Raw genomic sequence first — 17969 nt, 5'->3', positions numbered from 1 at the left:
CACTTCCCGACAAACCTCTCTCTTAAGGACCTCATCACATGGCCAACCTGCAACAACTCGTGGACGACCTGTCCGCCCTGACCGTCCTGGAAGCCGCTGAGCTCTCCAAGCTGCTCGAAGAAAAGTGGGGCGTCTCGGCCGCCGCGCCGGTCGCCGTCGCCGCTGCCGGCCCCGCCGCGGGCGGCGCCGCTCCGGCCGAAGCCGCCGAAGAGCAGACCGAGTTCACCGTCGTTCTCGCCGCCGGCGGCGACAAGAAGATCAACGTGATCAAGGAAGTCCGCGCCGTCCGTCCGGACCTCGGCCTGAAGGAAGCCAAGGACCTCGTCGAAGGCGCTCCGCAGAACGTGAAGGAGAACATCTCCAAGCAGGAAGCGGAAGAGATCAAGAAGAAGCTCGAGGAAGCCGGCGCGACCGTCCAGATCAAGTAGTCTGGACGCGCTGGATCAGCGCTTCTTTCGAAGATCGAAGGGCCGGGAGCGATCCCGGCCCTTTTTCGTACCCCTGATCGGGGGAGGCCGGGGCCGCATGACCGGCGCACGATGCGCAGGCTGGAGAGCTTGCGTGGGGGCGCGACGATGCGACAGACACTGCTGACGGGAGCGGCCGCGCTCGTCGTGCTGGTTCCGGTGACGGGCGCCAGGGCGCAGTCGGCGTACGAGATCAACCGACTGAACGCCGCGATCCAGATCTGCAACTCGCCGGCCGGCGCGACGATGGCCGAGTGCGCGCAGTTGCGCGCCAAGCTGGGCTCGACCTCGCCGGCTTCGCCGGGGCTTCCGGGCGGCGGTCTCGGGGGCCTCGTGGGCGGCAACAAGGCGGCGGTGGCGTCCGGCGTCCTGGGCCTCCTCAACCAGGCGCGCGCCCCGGCGCCCGCCGCGCCCGCGCCTGCCGTCAACAGCGCCGCCATTCAGGACGCGATCCGGATGTGCGTGCAGAACGCGGCCGGCGACAGCACGGCGATCCAGGCCTGCCTGCGGATCGCGAGCGCCGCGACGCCGGCGCCCGCGGCGCCGTCTCCCCCGCGGCTCGGGATCGGCGCCTACCAGGCCCCGGGATTGCCGGCCGCTCCAGGCGGCGCGACCGGCCTGAACAACGGCGACGTCGCGGCGATGGGCATCTATCGGGCCGGCCAGAGCTACCAGGCCTGCGCGGCCGCCAACCCGAGCAACTGGCAGTCCTGCCTGCCGCTCCTGAACGGCGGATCCCCGCCGCGCTGAGCCCTACGGGGCGTGTTAGCCTGGGCGGCGATGAGCGAATCCGTCGCCCTGATCAGCGCATTCGTGCACGGCCTGGCGGCCGGTGCGATGCTCGTGGTGAGCCTCGTGGTCTGGCGCAGCGGGCTCAATCCGCACATCCGCCTCTCCACCGTGCTCGTCACCGCGAGCATCGTGGGGATGGCGGTGAACGAGTCCCGGCCGCTCTGGGCGGCGATGGGCGAGCCTGCGATCTCGCTGGTGCTGGCCGCACCGGTGGCGGGCCTCCTCTGGCTGTTCATCCTGACGGTCTTCGCCGACTGGAGGATCACGCCCCTCACCCTCGCGCCTGCGGCGGTCCTGCTGCTGACCGGCGTGATCCAGCCTCTCGTCCAGGACGACGCCGTCACGGGACTCTGGGGCGCGCGAAACCTCTTCAGCGCCGTCCTCGCGGTCCACGCGGGCGTGCTCATCCTGCGCGGCTGGAGCGATGACCTCGTCGAGCGGCGGCGGCGGCTCCGCGCCGTCGTCCTGTCGCTGGCCTGCCTGTTCGTCGTGGTCCAGGTGTCGGCCGGCTTCGCCTTCCGGCTCAGCCACGATCCCGGCTGGCTGGACTATGTGGTGGGGCGTCCGATCGGGGGCGTGGTCGTGGCCGCGCTCGCACTGGGCATGGCGTCGGTCGCCCTGACGGTCCAGCCGACCGCTTTCGGGGCCGCGGCGAGGCGAGTTGAGGCCGCGGCCGATCCCCGCGCCGACGCCGCCGACCGCGGGCTGGTCGAGCAGCTGAACGCGACGATGGCGCAGGAGATCTGGCGCCGCGAGGGGCTGACCATCGGCGGACTGGCGAGCGAACTCGGGGTCCCCGAGCACCGACTGCGTCGCCTGATCAACCAGCGGCTGGGGTACCGCAACTTCGCCGACTTCCTCAACGGGCGGCGGATCGAGGCCGCCAAGCGGAGGCTCTCCGATCCCGCCGAAGCCCGCACGACGATCGCCGTCATCGCGTTCGACCTGGGCTTCGGCTCCCTCGGCCCGTTCAATCGGGCGTTCCGCAACGCGACGGGCTCGACCCCCACCGAGTGGCGGCGGGCGGCGCTGGCCGGCGCCTTGCCGGAACTGGAAGAAGCCGTCTGATTTCGGAATCGGCGAGGGTCGCGCCGACTTCGGCAAGACCCGCCGCCTCGGCCGCAGTCCTCTGGCGTCCAGCCAATACGAGGACGCCGCCATGCCCCCGATCCTGCCGAACATCCTGGACCTGTGGTTCCGCGAAATGGAGCCCACCCTGACGCGCTACGTCATCTTCGCGGTCGGCGTGTGGTTTCTGCTTTGGGTCGTCCTGCGGCCGCTGCTCGCCGCCAGGAAGATCCGCGAGGAGACGCCGCCGGCGCGGCAGCTGGCGACGGAGCTGCTCTATTCGATCCGCTCGATGGCGATCTTCGCCACCGTCGGCGTGGCGCTGACCCTGATGTACCGCGCAGGGCTCTATCCGCTGGCGCACGTCGCCAACGACTGGGGCCCGGTCTGGTATGCGGTCTCCCTGTTCGCGGGGATCGCCGGCCTCGACGCCTGGTTCTACTGGTCGCACCGGCTGATGCACGATCCGCGGCTGTTCCGCCGCTTCCACCGCCGTCACCACCGCAGCCACAACCCGTCGCCCTTCACGGCCTACAGCTTCGACGTGGGCGAGGCGCTGGTGCTGATCGGGTTCGTGGTGGTGTGGCCGTGGGTGTTTCCCATGCCCGATGGCTCGATGCAGTGGGTGATGCTGTATCAGATCGTCACCAACACGCTGCTGCACTCGGGCTACGAGCTGATGCCGGCCCGGCGGGACGGCCGCCCGATGCTGGACTTCATCGTCACCACCACGCACCACGATCTGCACCATGCCCAGGCCGGGTGGAACTACGGCGCCTGGTTCACCTGGTGGGACCGCTGGTTCGGGACCGAGCATCCCGAGTATCACGCGCGCTACGCGGCCAAGGCCTGGCGTCCCTTCGGCGCCGCTCCCGCGCCGCAGACCCTGGCGGCGGAGTAGGGCGGCCCGCTGGGCCCGCAAAAGGAAACCCGCGCGGCGCCTGGCCGTTGAGACTTCGAAGGACCGGGGCCCGGTCCAGACAGCCGAGCAAGCGGCGTGAAGCGGAGGCTTCGCGCCGCTCTTGCCGTTTTCCCCGCTGAGGGGACTTCACAAACGTTGCGAATGGGACTATCTCCCGCCGCTCGCGAAACATCCCCGACTCACATCTCCAGAGATGCGGCCTTCGCGCGTGCAGGCCCCGAGGCATGGTCCGTCGCCCTCCGACCATGCGAAGGGGCGCTCCCGACGACACGGGGAGCCTTCCAGGGTCCGGCTTCCCGCACGGGGAGTCCGACAGGGCGGACCCGGAATGACAGCACTCGGCGCCTGGACTCCGTGCCTGGCGCCCTCAAGGGATCAAAATGGCGCAGTCCTTCACCGGTAAGAAGCGGATCCGGAAGTCGTTCGGCCGCATCCCCGAAGCCGTGCAGATGCCGAACCTGATCGAGGTTCAGCGCTCCTCCTACGAGCAGTTCCTGCAGCGCGAGGTCCGCGCCGGCGAACGCCGCGACGAGGGGATCGAGGCCGTCTTCAAGTCGGTCTTCCCGATCAAGGACTTCAACGAGCGCGCCGTACTCGAGTACGTCTCCTACGAGTTCGAGGAGCCGAAGTACGACGTCGAGGAGTGCGTCCAGCGCGACATGACCTATGCCGCGCCGCTGAAGGTGAAGCTGCGCCTCATCGTGTTCGAGACCGACGAGGAGACCGGCGCCCGCTCCGTGAAGGACATCAAGGAGCAGGACGTCTACATGGGCGACATCCCGCTCATGACGGAGAAGGGCACCTTCATCGTCAACGGGACCCAGCGCGTCATCGTCAGCCAGATGCACCGCTCGCCGGGCGTCTTCTTCGACCACGACAAGGGCAAGACCCACGCCTCGGGCAAGCTCCTGTTCGCCGCGCGCGTGATCCCCTACCGCGGCTCGTGGCTCGACTTCGAGTTTGACGCCAAGGACATCGTCTACGTCCGCATCGACCGCCGCCGGAAGCTGCCGGCGACGACCTTCCTGATGGCCCTGGGCATGGACGGGGAGGAGATCCTCTCCACGTTCTACGACACCGTGCCCTACGAGAAGAAGGGCGACGGCTGGGCGACCCCCTACCGCCCCGAGCGCTGGCGCGGCGCGAAGCCCGACTTCCCGCTCGTCGACGCCGACACCGGCGAGGAGATCGCGCCTGCAGGCCAGAAGATCTCGGCGCGCAACGCCAAGAAGTTCGCCGACAACGGGCTGAAGACCCTGCTGCTGGCGCCCGAGGCGCTCAACGGCCGCTACCTGGCGCGCGACCTGGTCAACTTCGAGACGGGCGAGATCTACGCCGAAGCCGGCGACGAGCTGGACGCCGGCCTGCTGGCCAGCCTCGAGGAGCAGGGCTTCAGCACGCTCGACGTGCTCGACGTCGACGACGTCACGGTCGGCGCCTACATGCGCAACACCCTGCGCATCGACAAGAACACCGTCCGCGAGGACGCGCTGTTCGACATCTACCGGGTGATGCGTCCCGGCGAGCCGCCGACGGTGGAAGCCGCCGAGGCCATGTTCAAGTCGCTGTTCTTCGACGGCGAGCGCTACGACCTGAGCTCGGTCGGCCGCGTGAAGATGAACATGCGCCTGGAGCTGGACTGCCCGGACGACGTGCGCGTCATCCGCAAGGAAGACGTGATCGCGGTCCTGCGCACCCTGGTCGGCCTGCGCGACGGCCGCGGCGAGATCGACGACATCGACAACCTCGGCAACCGCCGGGTCCGCTCGGTGGGCGAACTGCTCGAGAACCAGTACCGCGTGGGCCTGCTCCGTATGGAGCGCGCGATCAAGGAACGCATGAGCTCGGTCGACATCGACACGGTCATGCCGCACGACCTGATCAACGCGAAGCCGGCGGCCGCGGCCGTGCGGGAGTTCTTCGGCTCCTCGCAGCTCTCGCAGTTCATGGACCAGACGAACCCGCTGTCCGAGATCACCCACAAGCGCCGCCTCTCGGCGCTGGGCCCGGGCGGCCTGACGCGCGAGCGCGCGGGCTTCGAGGTCCGCGACGTGCACCCGACCCACTACGGCCGGATCTGCCCGATCGAGACGCCCGAAGGCCCGAACATCGGCCTGATCAACTCGCTCGCCACCCACGCGGTGGTGAACAAGTACGGCTTCATCGAGAGCCCGTACCGGCGGATCCGTGACGGCAAGACGACGGACGAGGTCGTCTACATGTCGGCCATGGAAGAGGCGAAGCACGTCATCGCCCAGGCGAACATCAAGCTCGACAACGGCTCGATCGTGGAAGACCTGGTCCCCGGCCGGATCAACGGCGAACCGGGCCTGCTGCAGCGCGACCAGGTCGACCTGATGGACGTGTCGCCGAAGCAGGTCGTCTCGGTCGCCGCCTCGCTGATCCCCTTCCTCGAGAACGACGACGCCAACCGCGCCCTCATGGGCTCGAACATGCAGAAGCAGGCCGTGCCGCTCATCCAGTCGGATGCGCCCCTGGTCGGCACCGGCATGGAGAGCGTCGTGGCGGTGGACTCGGGCGCCGTCGTGGTGGCCCGCCGCTCGGGCGTCGTCGAGCAGATCGACGGCACGCGTATCGTCATCCGCGCAACGGAAGAGACCGACCCCACCAAGCCGGGCGTCGACATCTACCGCCTGCAGAAGTTCCAGCGCTCCAACACCTCGACCTGCATCAACCAGCGTCCGCTGGTGCAGGTGGGCGACCGGATCCAGGCCGGCGACGTCATCGCCGACGGCCCGTCGACCGAGCTGGGCGAGCTGGCCCTGGGCCGCAACGCGCTCGTCGCGTTCATGCCCTGGAACGGCTACAACTTCGAGGACTCGATCCTGATCTCCGAGCGGATCGTGCGCGATGACGTCTTCACCTCGATCCACATCGAGGAATTCGAGGTCATGGCCCGCGACACCAAGCTGGGTCCGGAAGAGATCACCCGCGACATCCCGAACGTCGGCGAGGAAGCCCTGCGCAACCTCGACGAGGCCGGCATCGTGGCGATCGGCGCCGAGGTCCAGCCCGGCGACATCCTGGTCGGCAAGGTGACGCCCAAGGGCGAGAGCCCGATGACCCCGGAAGAGAAGCTGCTGCGCGCCATCTTCGGCGAAAAGGCCTCGGACGTGCGCGACACGTCGCTGCGCCTCCCGCCGGGCGTGTCGGGCACGATCGTGGAAGTCCGCGTCTTCAACCGTCACGGCGTCGACAAGGACGAGCGCGCCCTGGCCATCGAACGCGCCGAGATCGACCGCCTGGGCAAGGACCGGGACGACGAGTTCGCGATCCTGAACCGCAACTTCCAGGCCCGCCTGCGCGCGCTGCTCGTCGGCAAGAACGCCGTCTCCGGTCCCAAGGGCCTGGGCCGCGGCGAGATCACCGAGGAGAAGCTTGGCGAGATCGCGCCGGGCATGTGGAGCCAGATCGCGCTCGACGACGAGAAGGCGATGGGCGAGCTCGAAGCGCTGCGCAAGCAGTTCGACGACGCCCGCAAGCGCCTGGACCGCCGCTTCGAGGACAAGGTCGACAAGCTGCAGCGCGGCGACGAGCTGCCGCCTGGCGTGATGAAGATGGTCAAGGTGTTCGTGGCGGTGAAGCGCAAGCTGCAGCCGGGCGACAAGATGGCCGGCCGTCACGGCAACAAGGGGGTGATCTCCAAGATCCTGCCGATCGAGGACATGCCCTACCTCGAGGACGGCACCAGCGTCGACATCGTCCTCAATCCGCTGGGCGTGCCCAGCCGGATGAACGTCGGCCAGATCTTCGAGACGCACCTGGGTTGGGCCGCGGCCGGCCTCGGCAAGCAGGTCGCCCGGCTCCTGGAGGCCTGGCAGCATGGCGGCCAGAAGCAGGCGCTGATCGACCACCTGAAGGACGCCTACGGCGACGACCAGGAGCTTCCGGAGACGGAAGAGGAGCTGATCGAGCTGGCCCGGAACCTGTCGAAGGGCATCCCCTTCGCCACCCCGGTGTTCGACGGCGCCCACATCGACGACATCGAGAACCTGCTGGAGAAGGCGGGCCTCGACCGGTCGGGCCAGTCGTACCTGTACGACGGCCAGACGGGCGAGCGGTTCAAGCGTCCGGTCACGGTCGGCTACATCTACATGCTGAAGCTGCACCACCTGGTGGACGACAAGATCCACGCCCGTTCGATCGGCCCGTACTCGCTCGTGACCCAGCAGCCGCTGGGCGGCAAGGCGCAGTTCGGCGGCCAGCGCTTCGGGGAGATGGAGGTGTGGGCCCTGGAAGCCTACGGCGCCGCCTACACCCTGCAGGAGATGCTGACGGTGAAGTCGGACGACGTGGCCGGCCGGACCAAGGTCTACGAGAGCATCGTCCGTGGCGACGACACCTTCGAGGCCGGCATTCCGGAGAGCTTCAACGTGCTGGTCAAGGAGATGCGCTCCCTGGGCCTGAACGTGGAGCTGGAGAACAGCTGACGGATCGCAGAGCCCTCTCCCGGCGACGGGGGAGGGCGCTCCGCCCCGCCCAGCTCTGACGACATTTCGCGGCGAACGCCGCAGAAGGAACCAAGATGAACCAGGAAGTCCTGAACATCTTCAATCCGGTCCAGGCCGCTCCGACCTTCGACCGCATCCGTATCGCCCTCGCCAGCCCGGAGAAGATCCGGTCGTGGTCGTTCGGCGAGATCAAGAAGCCCGAGACCATCAACTACCGCACGTTCAAGCCCGAGCGTGACGGCCTGTTCTGCGCGCGCATCTTCGGTCCGACGAAGGACTACGAGTGCCTGTGCGGAAAGTACAAGCGGATGAAGTACAAGGGCATCATCTGCGAGAAGTGCGGCGTCGAGGTCACCCTGGCGCGCGTCCGGCGCGAGCGCATGGGCCACATCGAGCTCGCCTCGCCAGTCGCCCACATCTGGTTCCTGAAGTCGCTGCCGTCCCGCATCGCGCTGATGCTGGACATGGCGCTGAAGGACATCGAGCGCGTCCTCTACTTCGAGAACTACATCGTCACCGAGCCCGGCCTGACCCCGCTGAAGCAGCACCAGCTGCTGTCGGAGGACGACTACCTGCGCTTCCAGGAGGAGTTCGGCGACGACAGCTTCACCGCCGAGATCGGCGCCGAGGCGGTCCAGGGCCTGCTGAAGGGCATCCACCTCGAGGACGAGGCCGAGAAGCTCCGCGAGGAGCTGAAGACCACCACCTCGGAAATGAAGCTCAAGAAGGCGTCCAAGCGCCTGAAGCTCATCGAGAGCTTCATCGAGAGCAAGAACAAGCCCGAGTGGATGGTGCTGACGGTGATCCCCGTCATCCCGCCGGAACTGCGCCCGCTGGTGCCGCTGGACGGCGGCCGCTTCGCGACCTCGGACCTGAACGACCTCTACCGCCGGGTCATCAACCGCAACAACCGCCTGAAGCGCCTCATCGAGCTGCGCGCGCCGGACATCATCATCCGCAACGAGAAGCGGATGCTGCAGGAAGCCGTCGACGCCCTGTTCGACAACGGCCGCCGCGGCCGCGTGATTACGGGCGCCAACAAGCGTCCGCTGAAGTCGCTGGCCGACATGCTGAAGGGCAAGCAGGGCCGCTTCCGCCAGAACCTGCTCGGCAAGCGCGTCGACTACTCGGGCCGTTCGGTCATCGTCGTCGGCCCCGAGCTGAAGCTGCATGAGTGCGGCCTGCCGAAGAAGATGGCGCTCGAGCTGTTCAAGCCGTTCATCTACGCGCGCCTGGACGCCAAGGGCCTGTCGGGCACCGTGAAGCAGTCCAAGCGCATGGTGGAACGCGAGCAGCCCGCGGTCTGGGACATCCTGGACGAGGTCATCCGTGAACACCCGGTTCTGCTGAACCGCGCGCCGACCCTGCACCGCCTGGGCATCCAGGCCTTCGAGCCCAAGCTGATCGAAGGCAAGGCGATCCAGCTGCACCCGCTCGTCTGCGCGGCGTTCAACGCCGACTTCGACGGCGACCAGATGGCCGTGCACGTGCCGCTCTCGCTGGAAGCCCAGCTGGAAGCCCGCGTGCTGATGATGAGCACGAACAACATCCTGTCGCCTGCCAACGGCCGGCCGATCATCGTGCCGTCGCAGGACATCGTGCTGGGGCTCTACTACCTGAGCCTGGCCAAGGACGCCGAGCCGGGCGAGGGCAAGCTGTTCGCCGACCTGGGCGAGATCGAAGCGGCGCTCGACGCCGGCGTGGTCACGCTCCACACGAAGATCAAGGCGCGCCATACCGAGATGGACGCCGAGGGCGTCGTGGTGACGAAGGTCATCGACACCACGCCGGGCCGGATGAAGATCGCGGCCCTGCTGCCGAAGAACCCGGCCATCGGCCACCGTCTCCTCGAGAAGAACCTCACCAAGAAGGAGATCGGCAACCTGATCGACGCCGTCTACCGGCACTGCGGCCAGAAGGCGACGGTCATCTTCGCCGACCAGATCATGGGCCTGGGCTTCCGCGAGGCGGCCAAGGCGGGCATCAGCTTCGGCAAGGATGACATCGTCATCCCGGCCCGCAAGGCCCCGATCGTCGAGGAGACCCGCAAGCTCGTCGAGGAGTACGAGCAGCAGTACGCCGACGGCCTGATCACCAAGGGCGAGAAGTACAACAAGGTCGTCGACGCCTGGGCGAAGGCCACCGATCGCGTGGCCGACGAGATGATGGCCGAGGTTTCCTCCGCGCCGATCGGCGCGGACGGCCGCCAGGGCGAGATCAACTCGATCTTCATGATGAGCAACTCGGGCGCCCGCGGTTCGCAGGCCCAGATGAAGCAGCTCGGCGGGATGCGCGGCCTGATGGCCAAGCCGTCGGGCGAGATCATCGAGACGCCGATCATCTCGAACTTCAAGGAAGGCCTGACCGTGCAGGAGTACTTCAACTCCACGCACGGCGCCCGTAAGGGCCTGGCCGACACGGCGCTGAAGACGGCGAACTCGGGCTACCTGACCCGCCGCCTGGTCGACGTGGCGCAGGACTGCATCATCACCGAGGAAGACTGCGGCACCACGCGCGGCATCACGTTGCGCGCCGTGGTCGAGGGCGGCGACGTGCTGGTTTCCCTGGGCCAGCGCATCCTGGGCCGCTTCGCGGCCGAGGACGTGAAGGATCCGGGCGCGGGCGACGTGATCGTTCCGGCCGACACCTACCTGGACGAGAACATGTGCGACCTCGTCGAGGCCGCCGGCGTCCAGGCCGTGAAGGTCCGCTCGGTCCTGACCTGCGAGACCAAGACCGGCGTCTGCGGCGCCTGCTACGGCCGCGACCTGGCGCGCGGCACGCCGGTGAACATCGGCGAGGCCGTGGGCGTCATCGCCGCCCAGTCGATCGGCGAGCCCGGCACGCAGCTGACGATGCGGACCTTCCACATCGGCGGCACCGCGCAGGTGGCCGAGCAGTCGTTCTTCGAAAGCGCCAACGACGGCGTCGTGAAGATCGACGGCGGCAACACCGTCACGGCGCCGGACGGCGGCCTCATCTCGATGAGCCGCAACCTGGCCCTGACCGTGCAGGTCGATGGCAAGGACCGCGAGGCCTACAAGGTGCCGTACGGCGCGCGCCTCATGGTGAAGTCGGGCGACAAGGTGAAGCGCGGCCAGCGCCTTGCCACCTGGGACCCCTACACCACGCCGATCATCACCGAAGTCGGCGGTAAGGTGCGCTTCGAGGACCTGGTCGAGAACTTCTCGTTCCGCGAGGAGGCCGACGAGGCCACGGGCATCTCCAACCGCGTGGTCATCGACTGGCGCGCCAGCTCCAAGGGCTCGGACCTGCGTCCGGCCATGGCGGTGCTGGGCGACGACGGCGCCTACAAGCGCCTGTCGAACGGCGGCGAGGCCCGCTACCTGCTGCCCGTGGGCGCCATCCTCTCCGTCGGCGACGGCGATGAGGTGAAGCCCGGCGAGGTGCTGGCCCGGATGCCCACCGAAAGCGCCAAGACCCGCGACATCACCGGCGGTCTGCCGCGCGTGGCCGAACTCTTCGAGGCCCGCCGTCCGAAGGACTGCGCGGTCATCGCCGAGATGGACGGCCGCGTCGAGTTCGGCCGGGACTACAAGAACAAGCGCCGCATCAAGATCACCCCCGAGGATGGTGGCGAGGCGGTCGAGTTCCTGATCCCGAAGGGCAAGCACATCGCGGTCCACGACGGCGACGTCATCCGCAAGGGCGAGTACCTGATCGACGGCAACCCGGACCCGCACGACATCCTGCGGATCCAGGGCATCGAGGCGCTGGCCGACTTCCTGGTGAACGAGATCCAGGAGGTCTATCGACTGCAGGGCGTGCCGATCAACGACAAGCACATCGAGACGATCGTCCGCCAGATGCTGCAGAAGGTGGAGATCCTCGAGCCGGGCGACACCGGCCTGCTCAAGGGCGACCACCTCGACAAGCTCGAGGTCGAGGAAGAGAACGCCAAGACGGAAGCCCGCGGCGGCCGCCCGGCGCTCGTCCAGCCCGTGCTGCTCGGCATCACCAAGGCGTCGCTGCAGACCCGCAGCTTCATCTCGGCCGCCTCGTTCCAGGAAACCACCCGCGTGCTCACCGAAGCCGCCGTCCAGGGCAAGAACGATACCCTGGAAGGCCTGAAGGAGAACGTGATCGTGGGCCGCCTGATCCCAGCGGGCACGGGCTCGTACCTGCGCAACCTGCAGCGGATCGCCGCCAAGCGCGACGAGGCGCTGACGGCCAGCCGCGAGGAGGCCATGGAGCCGCTGCCGGCGGAGATCGCCGACGCCGCGGTGGCCGAGACGATCGAGTAGCCAGCTCTCCAGTAACGTCACGCGTACGGACGGCCCGGGGGCGACCCCGGGCCGTTTCGCGTTCAAGGCCTTGGCTTTGGCGCGGGGGCGCCTAGATCAAGGGCCCCCAACCCGGAGGTCCTCCGTGCCGCTGCTGCTCTGTCCCAACTGCAACACGTCCATGCAGAACGTCTCGCGTTCCGGCGTGGACATCGACATGTGCCCCAGCTGCCGGGGCGTCTGGCTGGATCGCGGCGAACTCGAGAAGCTGCTGGAGGGGCAGCGGGCCGAGCAGACGGGGATGCAGCAGGATCGTCAGAAGTTCGAGCGCGAGGTCGAGCACTTCCATCGCGACCCGGACGACTGGAAGCGGCGTCACGCCTATGACAGCCACGAGCACCGCTACAAGTACGACGACGACTACCACTACCGGAAAAAGAAGAAGAAATTCGACATCTTCGACATCTTCGACTGAGGGCCGCGAGAGCCCTCCCGACCCGCCCAGGCGGGGCGGGGCTCGTCGTCCGACGGCTGAAGCGCGGTCGCGGCGCAATGAGCTGCGAGATTGACTCAGATCAAAGATGACGCCGGCGTCATTTTTATGATCCCTGCAAGGCCCGGAGCATCCGGGCGGCCAGGGAGATCGCGATGCTGCACGTCCAAGAGGTCAAGGGACCGCCGACCGAGGTCCAGTATTTTGACGACGAGGAGCTGGCCCACCGGCTGACCGACCACGACGTCGAAGTGATCCGGGAAATCTTCCGCACCCCGCTGACCGGTTCCTACAACTGGGACTACGAAGCGGCGAACGCGCGGATCCGCCGGCTGTACGAGCTGGGCAAGCGCTTCAACTGGAACTCCGAGCTCGACGTGGACTGGACGCTGCCCGAGCGCGACCGGGAGCCGGCCGGCGCCGGCGGGCCCGAGGGCTTCGCCGCCCATCCCAAGTGGCAGGCCCTGAGCCCCGAACAGCGGGCGGAGTTCATGCGGCGGACGAACGCCCAGACGCTGTCGCAATTCCTGCATGGCGAGCAGGGTGCCCTGATGGTGGCCTCGCAGCTCGTGACCTGCGCGCCCACCCACGACGCCAAGCTCTACGCGGCCTCGCAGACCTTCGACGAGGCGCGTCACGTCGAGGTGTTCCACCGCTACCTGATGGAGCGGTGCCACATGATCTATCCGATCAACCCGAACCTGAAGTTCCTGCTGGACAAGGTCCTCACCGACGAGCGCTGGGACCTGAAGTTCATCGGCATGCAGGTGCTGATCGAGGGCCTGGCGCTGGCGGCGTTCCAGACGATCCACGCCAACACGCCCGATCCGCTGCTGCGCCAGATCGTTGGCCTCGTCATGCGTGACGAGGGCCGGCACGTGGCGTTCGGCGTCAACTACCTGGAAGACTGGATCCGGGCGCTGCCGCAGGAGCAGATCGAGGAGCGCGCGCAGTTCGCCTACGAGGCCTGCGTGGTGATGAAGAACCGCCTGATCTCCACGACCGTGGCCGAGGAGTTCGGCTTCACGCGCGACGAAGCGCTGGAGATCAACGCCAGGAGCCAGGGCGGATCGGCGTTCCGCACCTTCCTGTTCGAGCGGATGATCCCGAACCTGAAGCGCGTGGGGCTGCTCACCGACGCCATCCGGCCGAAGTTCGAGGAACTGGGCGTGCTGTCGTTCGAGAACCTGAAGCACGACGGCGAGATCGACTGGGTCCGGCTGGAGGCGCCGCTGGAGACCAAGTCGCGCATCGCCGCCTGAGGCCCCGGACGGCGGCGGCTAGAAGGGAACCTTGAGCTCGCGACGGCTGTCGTTGCCCGTCGCGCGCCCGAGGTCCTCGGACGTCGCCCCGATGCCGGTGCTGGGCTTGTCGGGCTGCTTGATGGCCCCGGCGTTGTACCCGCTGCCCGAGACGCCCACGCCGCCGGGGGCGGAACGCTTGTAGACGTAGTCCTCGGCCTTGCGCCGGGCGGCGGCTTCGAGGGCGCGCGCCTTGTCGCGGTCGACGCCGAGACCCTGGAACGGCTGGTCGCGGCCCCGCTGCCCGAACCGCTCGACGCAGGCCTCCCGCTCGGCGCGGGTGAGGGTGGGGCTGTCGCAGTCCAGCTGACTTCGCAGCGCGCGCCGCGCGTTCTGCACGAGCGCGTCGTCCGCCCGCGGCCCGATGGTGGGGCGGATCTGGGGGGAGGGCGCGGCCTTCGGCGCGGGCGCCGCCGGCTGCACCGGGGCGATCAAGGGCGCGATGGGCGGAGGTTCGGCGGAGAACGGCTGGCGGCGGCGATGCAGCCGGATCGGCGTGGGCCTGGCCCCGGCCGGCGCGGCTGCGGGCGGGGGCGCGCGGGGGATCAGCAGTACGGGGATGATCGCCTCGGGCGGAGCCGACGCGGGCGCGGGCGCGGTCAGCCGCGGCGCCTGCACCCACACGAGCGCGAGCAGGATCGCGTGGACGGCCACCGAGGCCGCCACGATCCCAATCCCCCGGCCCCGAGCGGCTCTCGCCGGCATCCGATCTCCCGAACCCTGAAGCTGCGCCTTGAGAGAGAACGCTCGAAAGGCGAATTCATGACCGATCCGTCGCCCGGCGAGTCAGATTGACGGGACGGCGCTTCGCGACTATGTAGCGCCCTCTTTCGAGGCCGGGGATTCTTCCCAGCTCCGATGAGCCGATACCGCCGGGACGCCCGAAGGGGTGACCGGCGTGTTTTGCGTTCATGGGACGGCTTCGATCATTTGACCATGAAGACCCAACTGAGGCGCCTCGGCCAAACGGCACACGCCTCCACGAAGCGAGAGTAGATGCCGACAGTCAACCAGCTCATCCGCAAGCCGCGCCAGGACAAGCCCTCGCGGAACAAGGTCCCGGCCCTGAAGGGCTGCCCGCAGCGCCGCGGCGTCTGCACCCGGGTCTACACCACGACCCCGAAGAAGCCGAACTCGGCGCTTCGTAAGGTCGCCAAGGTGCGCCTGACCACCGGCATCGAAGCGGTGTGCTACATCCCCGGCGAAGGCCACAACCTTCAGGAACACTCGGTCGTGCTCATCCGCGGCGGCCGCGTGAAGGACCTTCCCGGCGTCCGCTATCACATCCTCCGCGGCGTGCTCGACACGCAAGGGGTCAAGGACCGCAAGCAGCGCCGTTCGCTCTACGGCGCCAAGCGTCCGAAGTAAGGAATTCCGAAGATGTCCCGTCGCCGTCGCGCAGACAAACGTGAAGTGCTCCCGGATCCGAAGTTCGGGGATCTCGTCGTCACCAAGTTCATGAACTACGTGATGTACGAAGGTAAGAAGGCCGTGGCCGAGAACATCGTCTACGGGGCCTTCGACATCCTGGAGACCCGCCGCAAGGACCAGGGCCCGCTGGAGACGTTCCACGCCGCCCTCGACAACGTGGCGCCCGCCATCGAAGTGCGCAGCCGCCGGGTCGGCGGCGCGACCTATCAGGTTCCCGTGGAAGTCCGTCCCGAGCGCCGCCGCGCGCTGGCCATCCGCTGGCTGGTGAACGCCGCCCGGAACCGGGGCGAGAACACCATGACCGAGAAGCTGGCCGGCGAGCTGCTGGACGCCTCCTCGAACCGCGGGTCGGCCGTCAAGAAGCGTGAAGACACGCACAAGATGGCCGAAGCCAACCGGGCCTTCTCGCACTACCGCTGGTAAGCCCGACACCAGTCACGCTTTCCGGCGCGGGCGGTTTGAGATAAACCGCCCGCGCCGTTCGTTCAGCCTCCTGAACCGCACCCCTTTTTCCAGGCGATTTCGCTATGCCCCGCACGCACAAGATCGAGGACTACCGCAACTTCGGCATCATGGCGCACATCGATGCCGGCAAGACGACGACGACCGAGCGGATCCTCTACTACACCGGCAAGTCGCATAAGATCGGCGAGGTCCATGACGGCGCGGCCACCATGGACTGGATGGAGCAGGAGCAGGAGCGTGGCATCACGATCACGTCCGCTGCGACGACCGCGTTCTGGAACGGCAAGCGCCTGAACATCATCGACACCCCCGGCCACGTGGACTTCACCATCGAGGTCGAGCGTTCGCTGCGGGTGCTGGACGGCGCCGTCGCGGTGCTGGACGGCAACCAGGGCGTCGAGCCGCAGACCGAGACGGTGTGGCGCCAGGCCGACCGCTACAACGTTCCGCGCATCGTCTTCGTCAACAAGATGGACAAGATCGGGGCCGACTTCCAGATGTGCCTCAGGACGATCCGCGATCGCCTGGGCGTGAAGGCCGTCCCGATCCAGCTGCCGATCGGCGCCGAGTCGTCGCTGAAGGGCGTCGTCGACCTGGTCCGCATGAAGGCCGTGGTGTGGGAGTCGGAAGGCCTCGGCGCCAACTACCACGACGAAGAGATCCCGGCCGACATGAAGGCGGAGGCCGAAGAGGCCCGCAACTACATGATCGAGAACGCCGTCGAACTCGATGACGAGGCGATGGAAGCCTACCTGTCCGGCGAGGAGCCGACGGAAGAGGTGATCAAGAAGTGCCTCCGCAAGGCGGTGCTGACCGGCGCGTTCTATCCGATCCTCGCGGGCTCGGCCTTCAAGAACAAGGGCGTGCAGCCCCTGCTGGACGCGGTGGTCGACTACCTGCCGTCGCCGGTGGACATCCCGCCGACCAAGGGCATCGACTTCAAGACCGAGGCCGAGGTCGAGCGCCGCGCGTCCGACGACGAGCCGCTGTCGGTCCTGGCGTTCAAGATCATGGACGACCCGTTCGTGGGTTCGCTCACGTTCTGCCGCATCTACTCGGGCAAGCTCGAGACGGGCATGGGCCTGCTTAACTCGACGCGCGACAAGCGCGAGCGGGTCGGCCGGATGCTGCTCATGCACTCGAACAACCGCGAAGACATCAAGGAAGCCTACGCCGGCGACATCGTCGCCCTGGCGGGCCTCAAGGACACCCGCACGGGCGACACCCTGTGCGACCCGGTGAAGTCGCCGGTGATTCTCGAGAAGATGAACTTCCCCGAGCCGGTGATCGAGATCGCCATCGAGCCGAAGTCGAAGGCCGACCAGGAGAAGCTGGGCGTCGCCCTGGCCAAGATGGTCGCCGAGGACCCGTCCTTCACCGTCCACACCGACCAGGAGTCGGGCCAGACGATCATGAAGGGCATGGGCGAGCTTCACCTCGACATCAAGGTCGACATCCTGAAGCGCACCTACAAGGTCGAGGCCAACATCGGCGCGCCGCAGGTGGCCTATCGCGAGAGCCTGGGTAAGACCACGGACATCGACTACACGCACAAGAAGCAGACCGGCGGCACGGGCCAGTTCGCCCGCGTCAAGATCAAGTTCGAGCCGGGCGAGCCGGGTTCGGGCTTCGTGTTCGAGAGCGCGATCGTCGGCGGCGCGGTGCCCAAGGAGTTCATCCCGGGCGTCCAGAAGGGCCTGGAGTCGGCCAAGGAAAACGGCCTGCTGGCCGGCTTCCCGCTGATCGACTTCAAGGCGACCCTGTACGACGGCGGCTTCCACGACGTGGACTCCTCGGTCCTGGCGTTCGAAATCGCCGCCCGCGCGGCCTTCAAGGAACTGCGCGAGAAGGGGGCTCCGAAGCTGCTCGAGCCGATCATGAAGGTCGAGGTCCTGACCCCCGACGAGTACATGGGCGACGTCATCGGCGACCTGAACTCGCGGCGCGGCCAAATCCAGGGCACCGAGACCCGCGGCAACGCGCAAGTGGTCACGGCCTTCGTGCCGCTGGCCAACATGTTCGGCTACATCAACAACCTGCGTTCGTTCTCTCAGGGCCGCGCGCAGTTCACGATGCAATACGACCACTACGACCCGGTCCCGCAAGTCGTGGCCGACGAAGTGATCAAGAAGTACGCCTGACCATCCAACCCTAGTTAGAGGACAAGCCCGGACAGGGCTGGAGCTTGAAAATGGCCAAAGAGAAGTTCGAACGTAACAAGCCCCACTGCAACATCGGCACGATTGGGCACGTGGATCATGGGAAGACGACGCTGACGGCGGCGATCACCATGGTTCTGGCGAAGACCGGCGGG

The 17969-nt window shown here is 67.6% G+C and carries 13 protein-coding genes; 12 read left to right on the top strand and 1 reads right to left on the bottom strand.

Translation table 11 applies throughout. The features are described 5' to 3' along the window. The first annotated feature begins 38 nt into the window (after positions 1–38). The 8 genes from rplL (at position 39) to AC2D8W_RS22440 (ending at position 13720) form a co-directional block, all read left to right on the top strand. Positions 39–428: a 50S ribosomal protein L7/L12 gene (rplL, locus tag AC2D8W_RS22475; RefSeq protein ID WP_293479555.1), complete on the top strand. Its 390-nt coding sequence runs from the start codon at positions 39–41 to the stop codon at positions 426–428. A 147-nt stretch (positions 429–575) separates the two neighbouring features. Further along, positions 576–1217, top strand: coding sequence for a hypothetical protein (locus AC2D8W_RS22470; protein WP_484673399.1), 642 nt, complete (start codon positions 576–578; stop codon positions 1215–1217). Between the two features lie 30 nt (positions 1218–1247). Continuing rightward, a complete protein-coding gene (locus AC2D8W_RS22465) occupies positions 1248–2327 on the top strand; it encodes an AraC family transcriptional regulator (protein ID WP_484673398.1) in 1080 nt (359 codons plus the stop codon). A gap of 91 nt (positions 2328–2418) precedes the next feature. Then, positions 2419–3228, top strand: a complete 810-nt coding sequence (locus tag AC2D8W_RS22460) for a sterol desaturase family protein (protein ID WP_484673397.1) — start codon at positions 2419–2421, stop codon at positions 3226–3228. Between the two features lie 401 nt (positions 3229–3629). Then, positions 3630–7700 carry a DNA-directed RNA polymerase subunit beta gene (rpoB, locus tag AC2D8W_RS22455; protein WP_484673396.1) on the top strand — a complete coding sequence of 1357 codons (4071 nt, stop codon included), beginning with the start codon at positions 3630–3632 and terminating at the stop codon, positions 7698–7700. Between the two features lie 95 nt (positions 7701–7795). After that, on the top strand, positions 7796–11986 hold the full coding sequence (gene rpoC / locus AC2D8W_RS22450; protein WP_484673395.1) for a DNA-directed RNA polymerase subunit beta': 4191 nt from the start codon (positions 7796–7798) through the stop codon (positions 11984–11986). A gap of 124 nt (positions 11987–12110) precedes the next feature. Beyond that, positions 12111–12440 carry a TFIIB-type zinc ribbon-containing protein gene (locus tag AC2D8W_RS22445; protein WP_293482456.1) on the top strand — a complete coding sequence of 110 codons (330 nt, stop codon included), beginning with the start codon at positions 12111–12113 and terminating at the stop codon, positions 12438–12440. Positions 12441–12613: 173 nt separating this feature from the next. Further along, positions 12614–13720, top strand: a complete 1107-nt coding sequence (locus AC2D8W_RS22440) for a ferritin-like domain-containing protein (RefSeq protein ID WP_484673394.1) — start codon at positions 12614–12616, stop codon at positions 13718–13720. An 18-nt stretch (positions 13721–13738) separates the two neighbouring features. On the opposite strand, the gene AC2D8W_RS22435 is transcribed toward AC2D8W_RS22440, so the two are convergent. Then, a complete protein-coding gene (locus AC2D8W_RS22435; protein ID WP_484673393.1) occupies positions 13739–14464 on the bottom strand; it encodes a hypothetical protein in 726 nt (241 codons plus the stop codon). 291 nt (positions 14465–14755) lie between these two features. Between AC2D8W_RS22435 and rpsL the strand changes: the two genes are divergently transcribed. From rpsL to AC2D8W_RS22415, 4 genes are all read left to right on the top strand, one after another. Further along, complete coding sequence (gene rpsL, locus AC2D8W_RS22430) at positions 14756–15127, top strand: 30S ribosomal protein S12 (protein ID WP_056018026.1); 372 nt, start codon at positions 14756–14758, stop codon at positions 15125–15127. Between the two features lie 12 nt (positions 15128–15139). Then, positions 15140–15613, top strand: coding sequence for a 30S ribosomal protein S7 (gene rpsG / locus AC2D8W_RS22425; protein ID WP_111278707.1), 474 nt, complete (start codon positions 15140–15142; stop codon positions 15611–15613). A gap of 104 nt (positions 15614–15717) precedes the next feature. Further along, positions 15718–17796, top strand: a complete 2079-nt coding sequence (gene fusA, locus AC2D8W_RS22420) for an elongation factor G (RefSeq protein ID WP_293482459.1) — start codon at positions 15718–15720, stop codon at positions 17794–17796. Between the two features lie 50 nt (positions 17797–17846). Continuing rightward, on the top strand, positions 17847–17969 hold a 123-nt coding region (locus tag AC2D8W_RS22415; protein ID WP_484673264.1), incomplete at its 3' end, for a GTP-binding protein.

It is taken from the genome of Phenylobacterium sp. T106, from assembly GCF_057219735.1.
The sequence above is the reverse complement of the archived record's forward strand: the minus strand, read 5'-3'. Positions and strand labels throughout refer to the sequence as shown.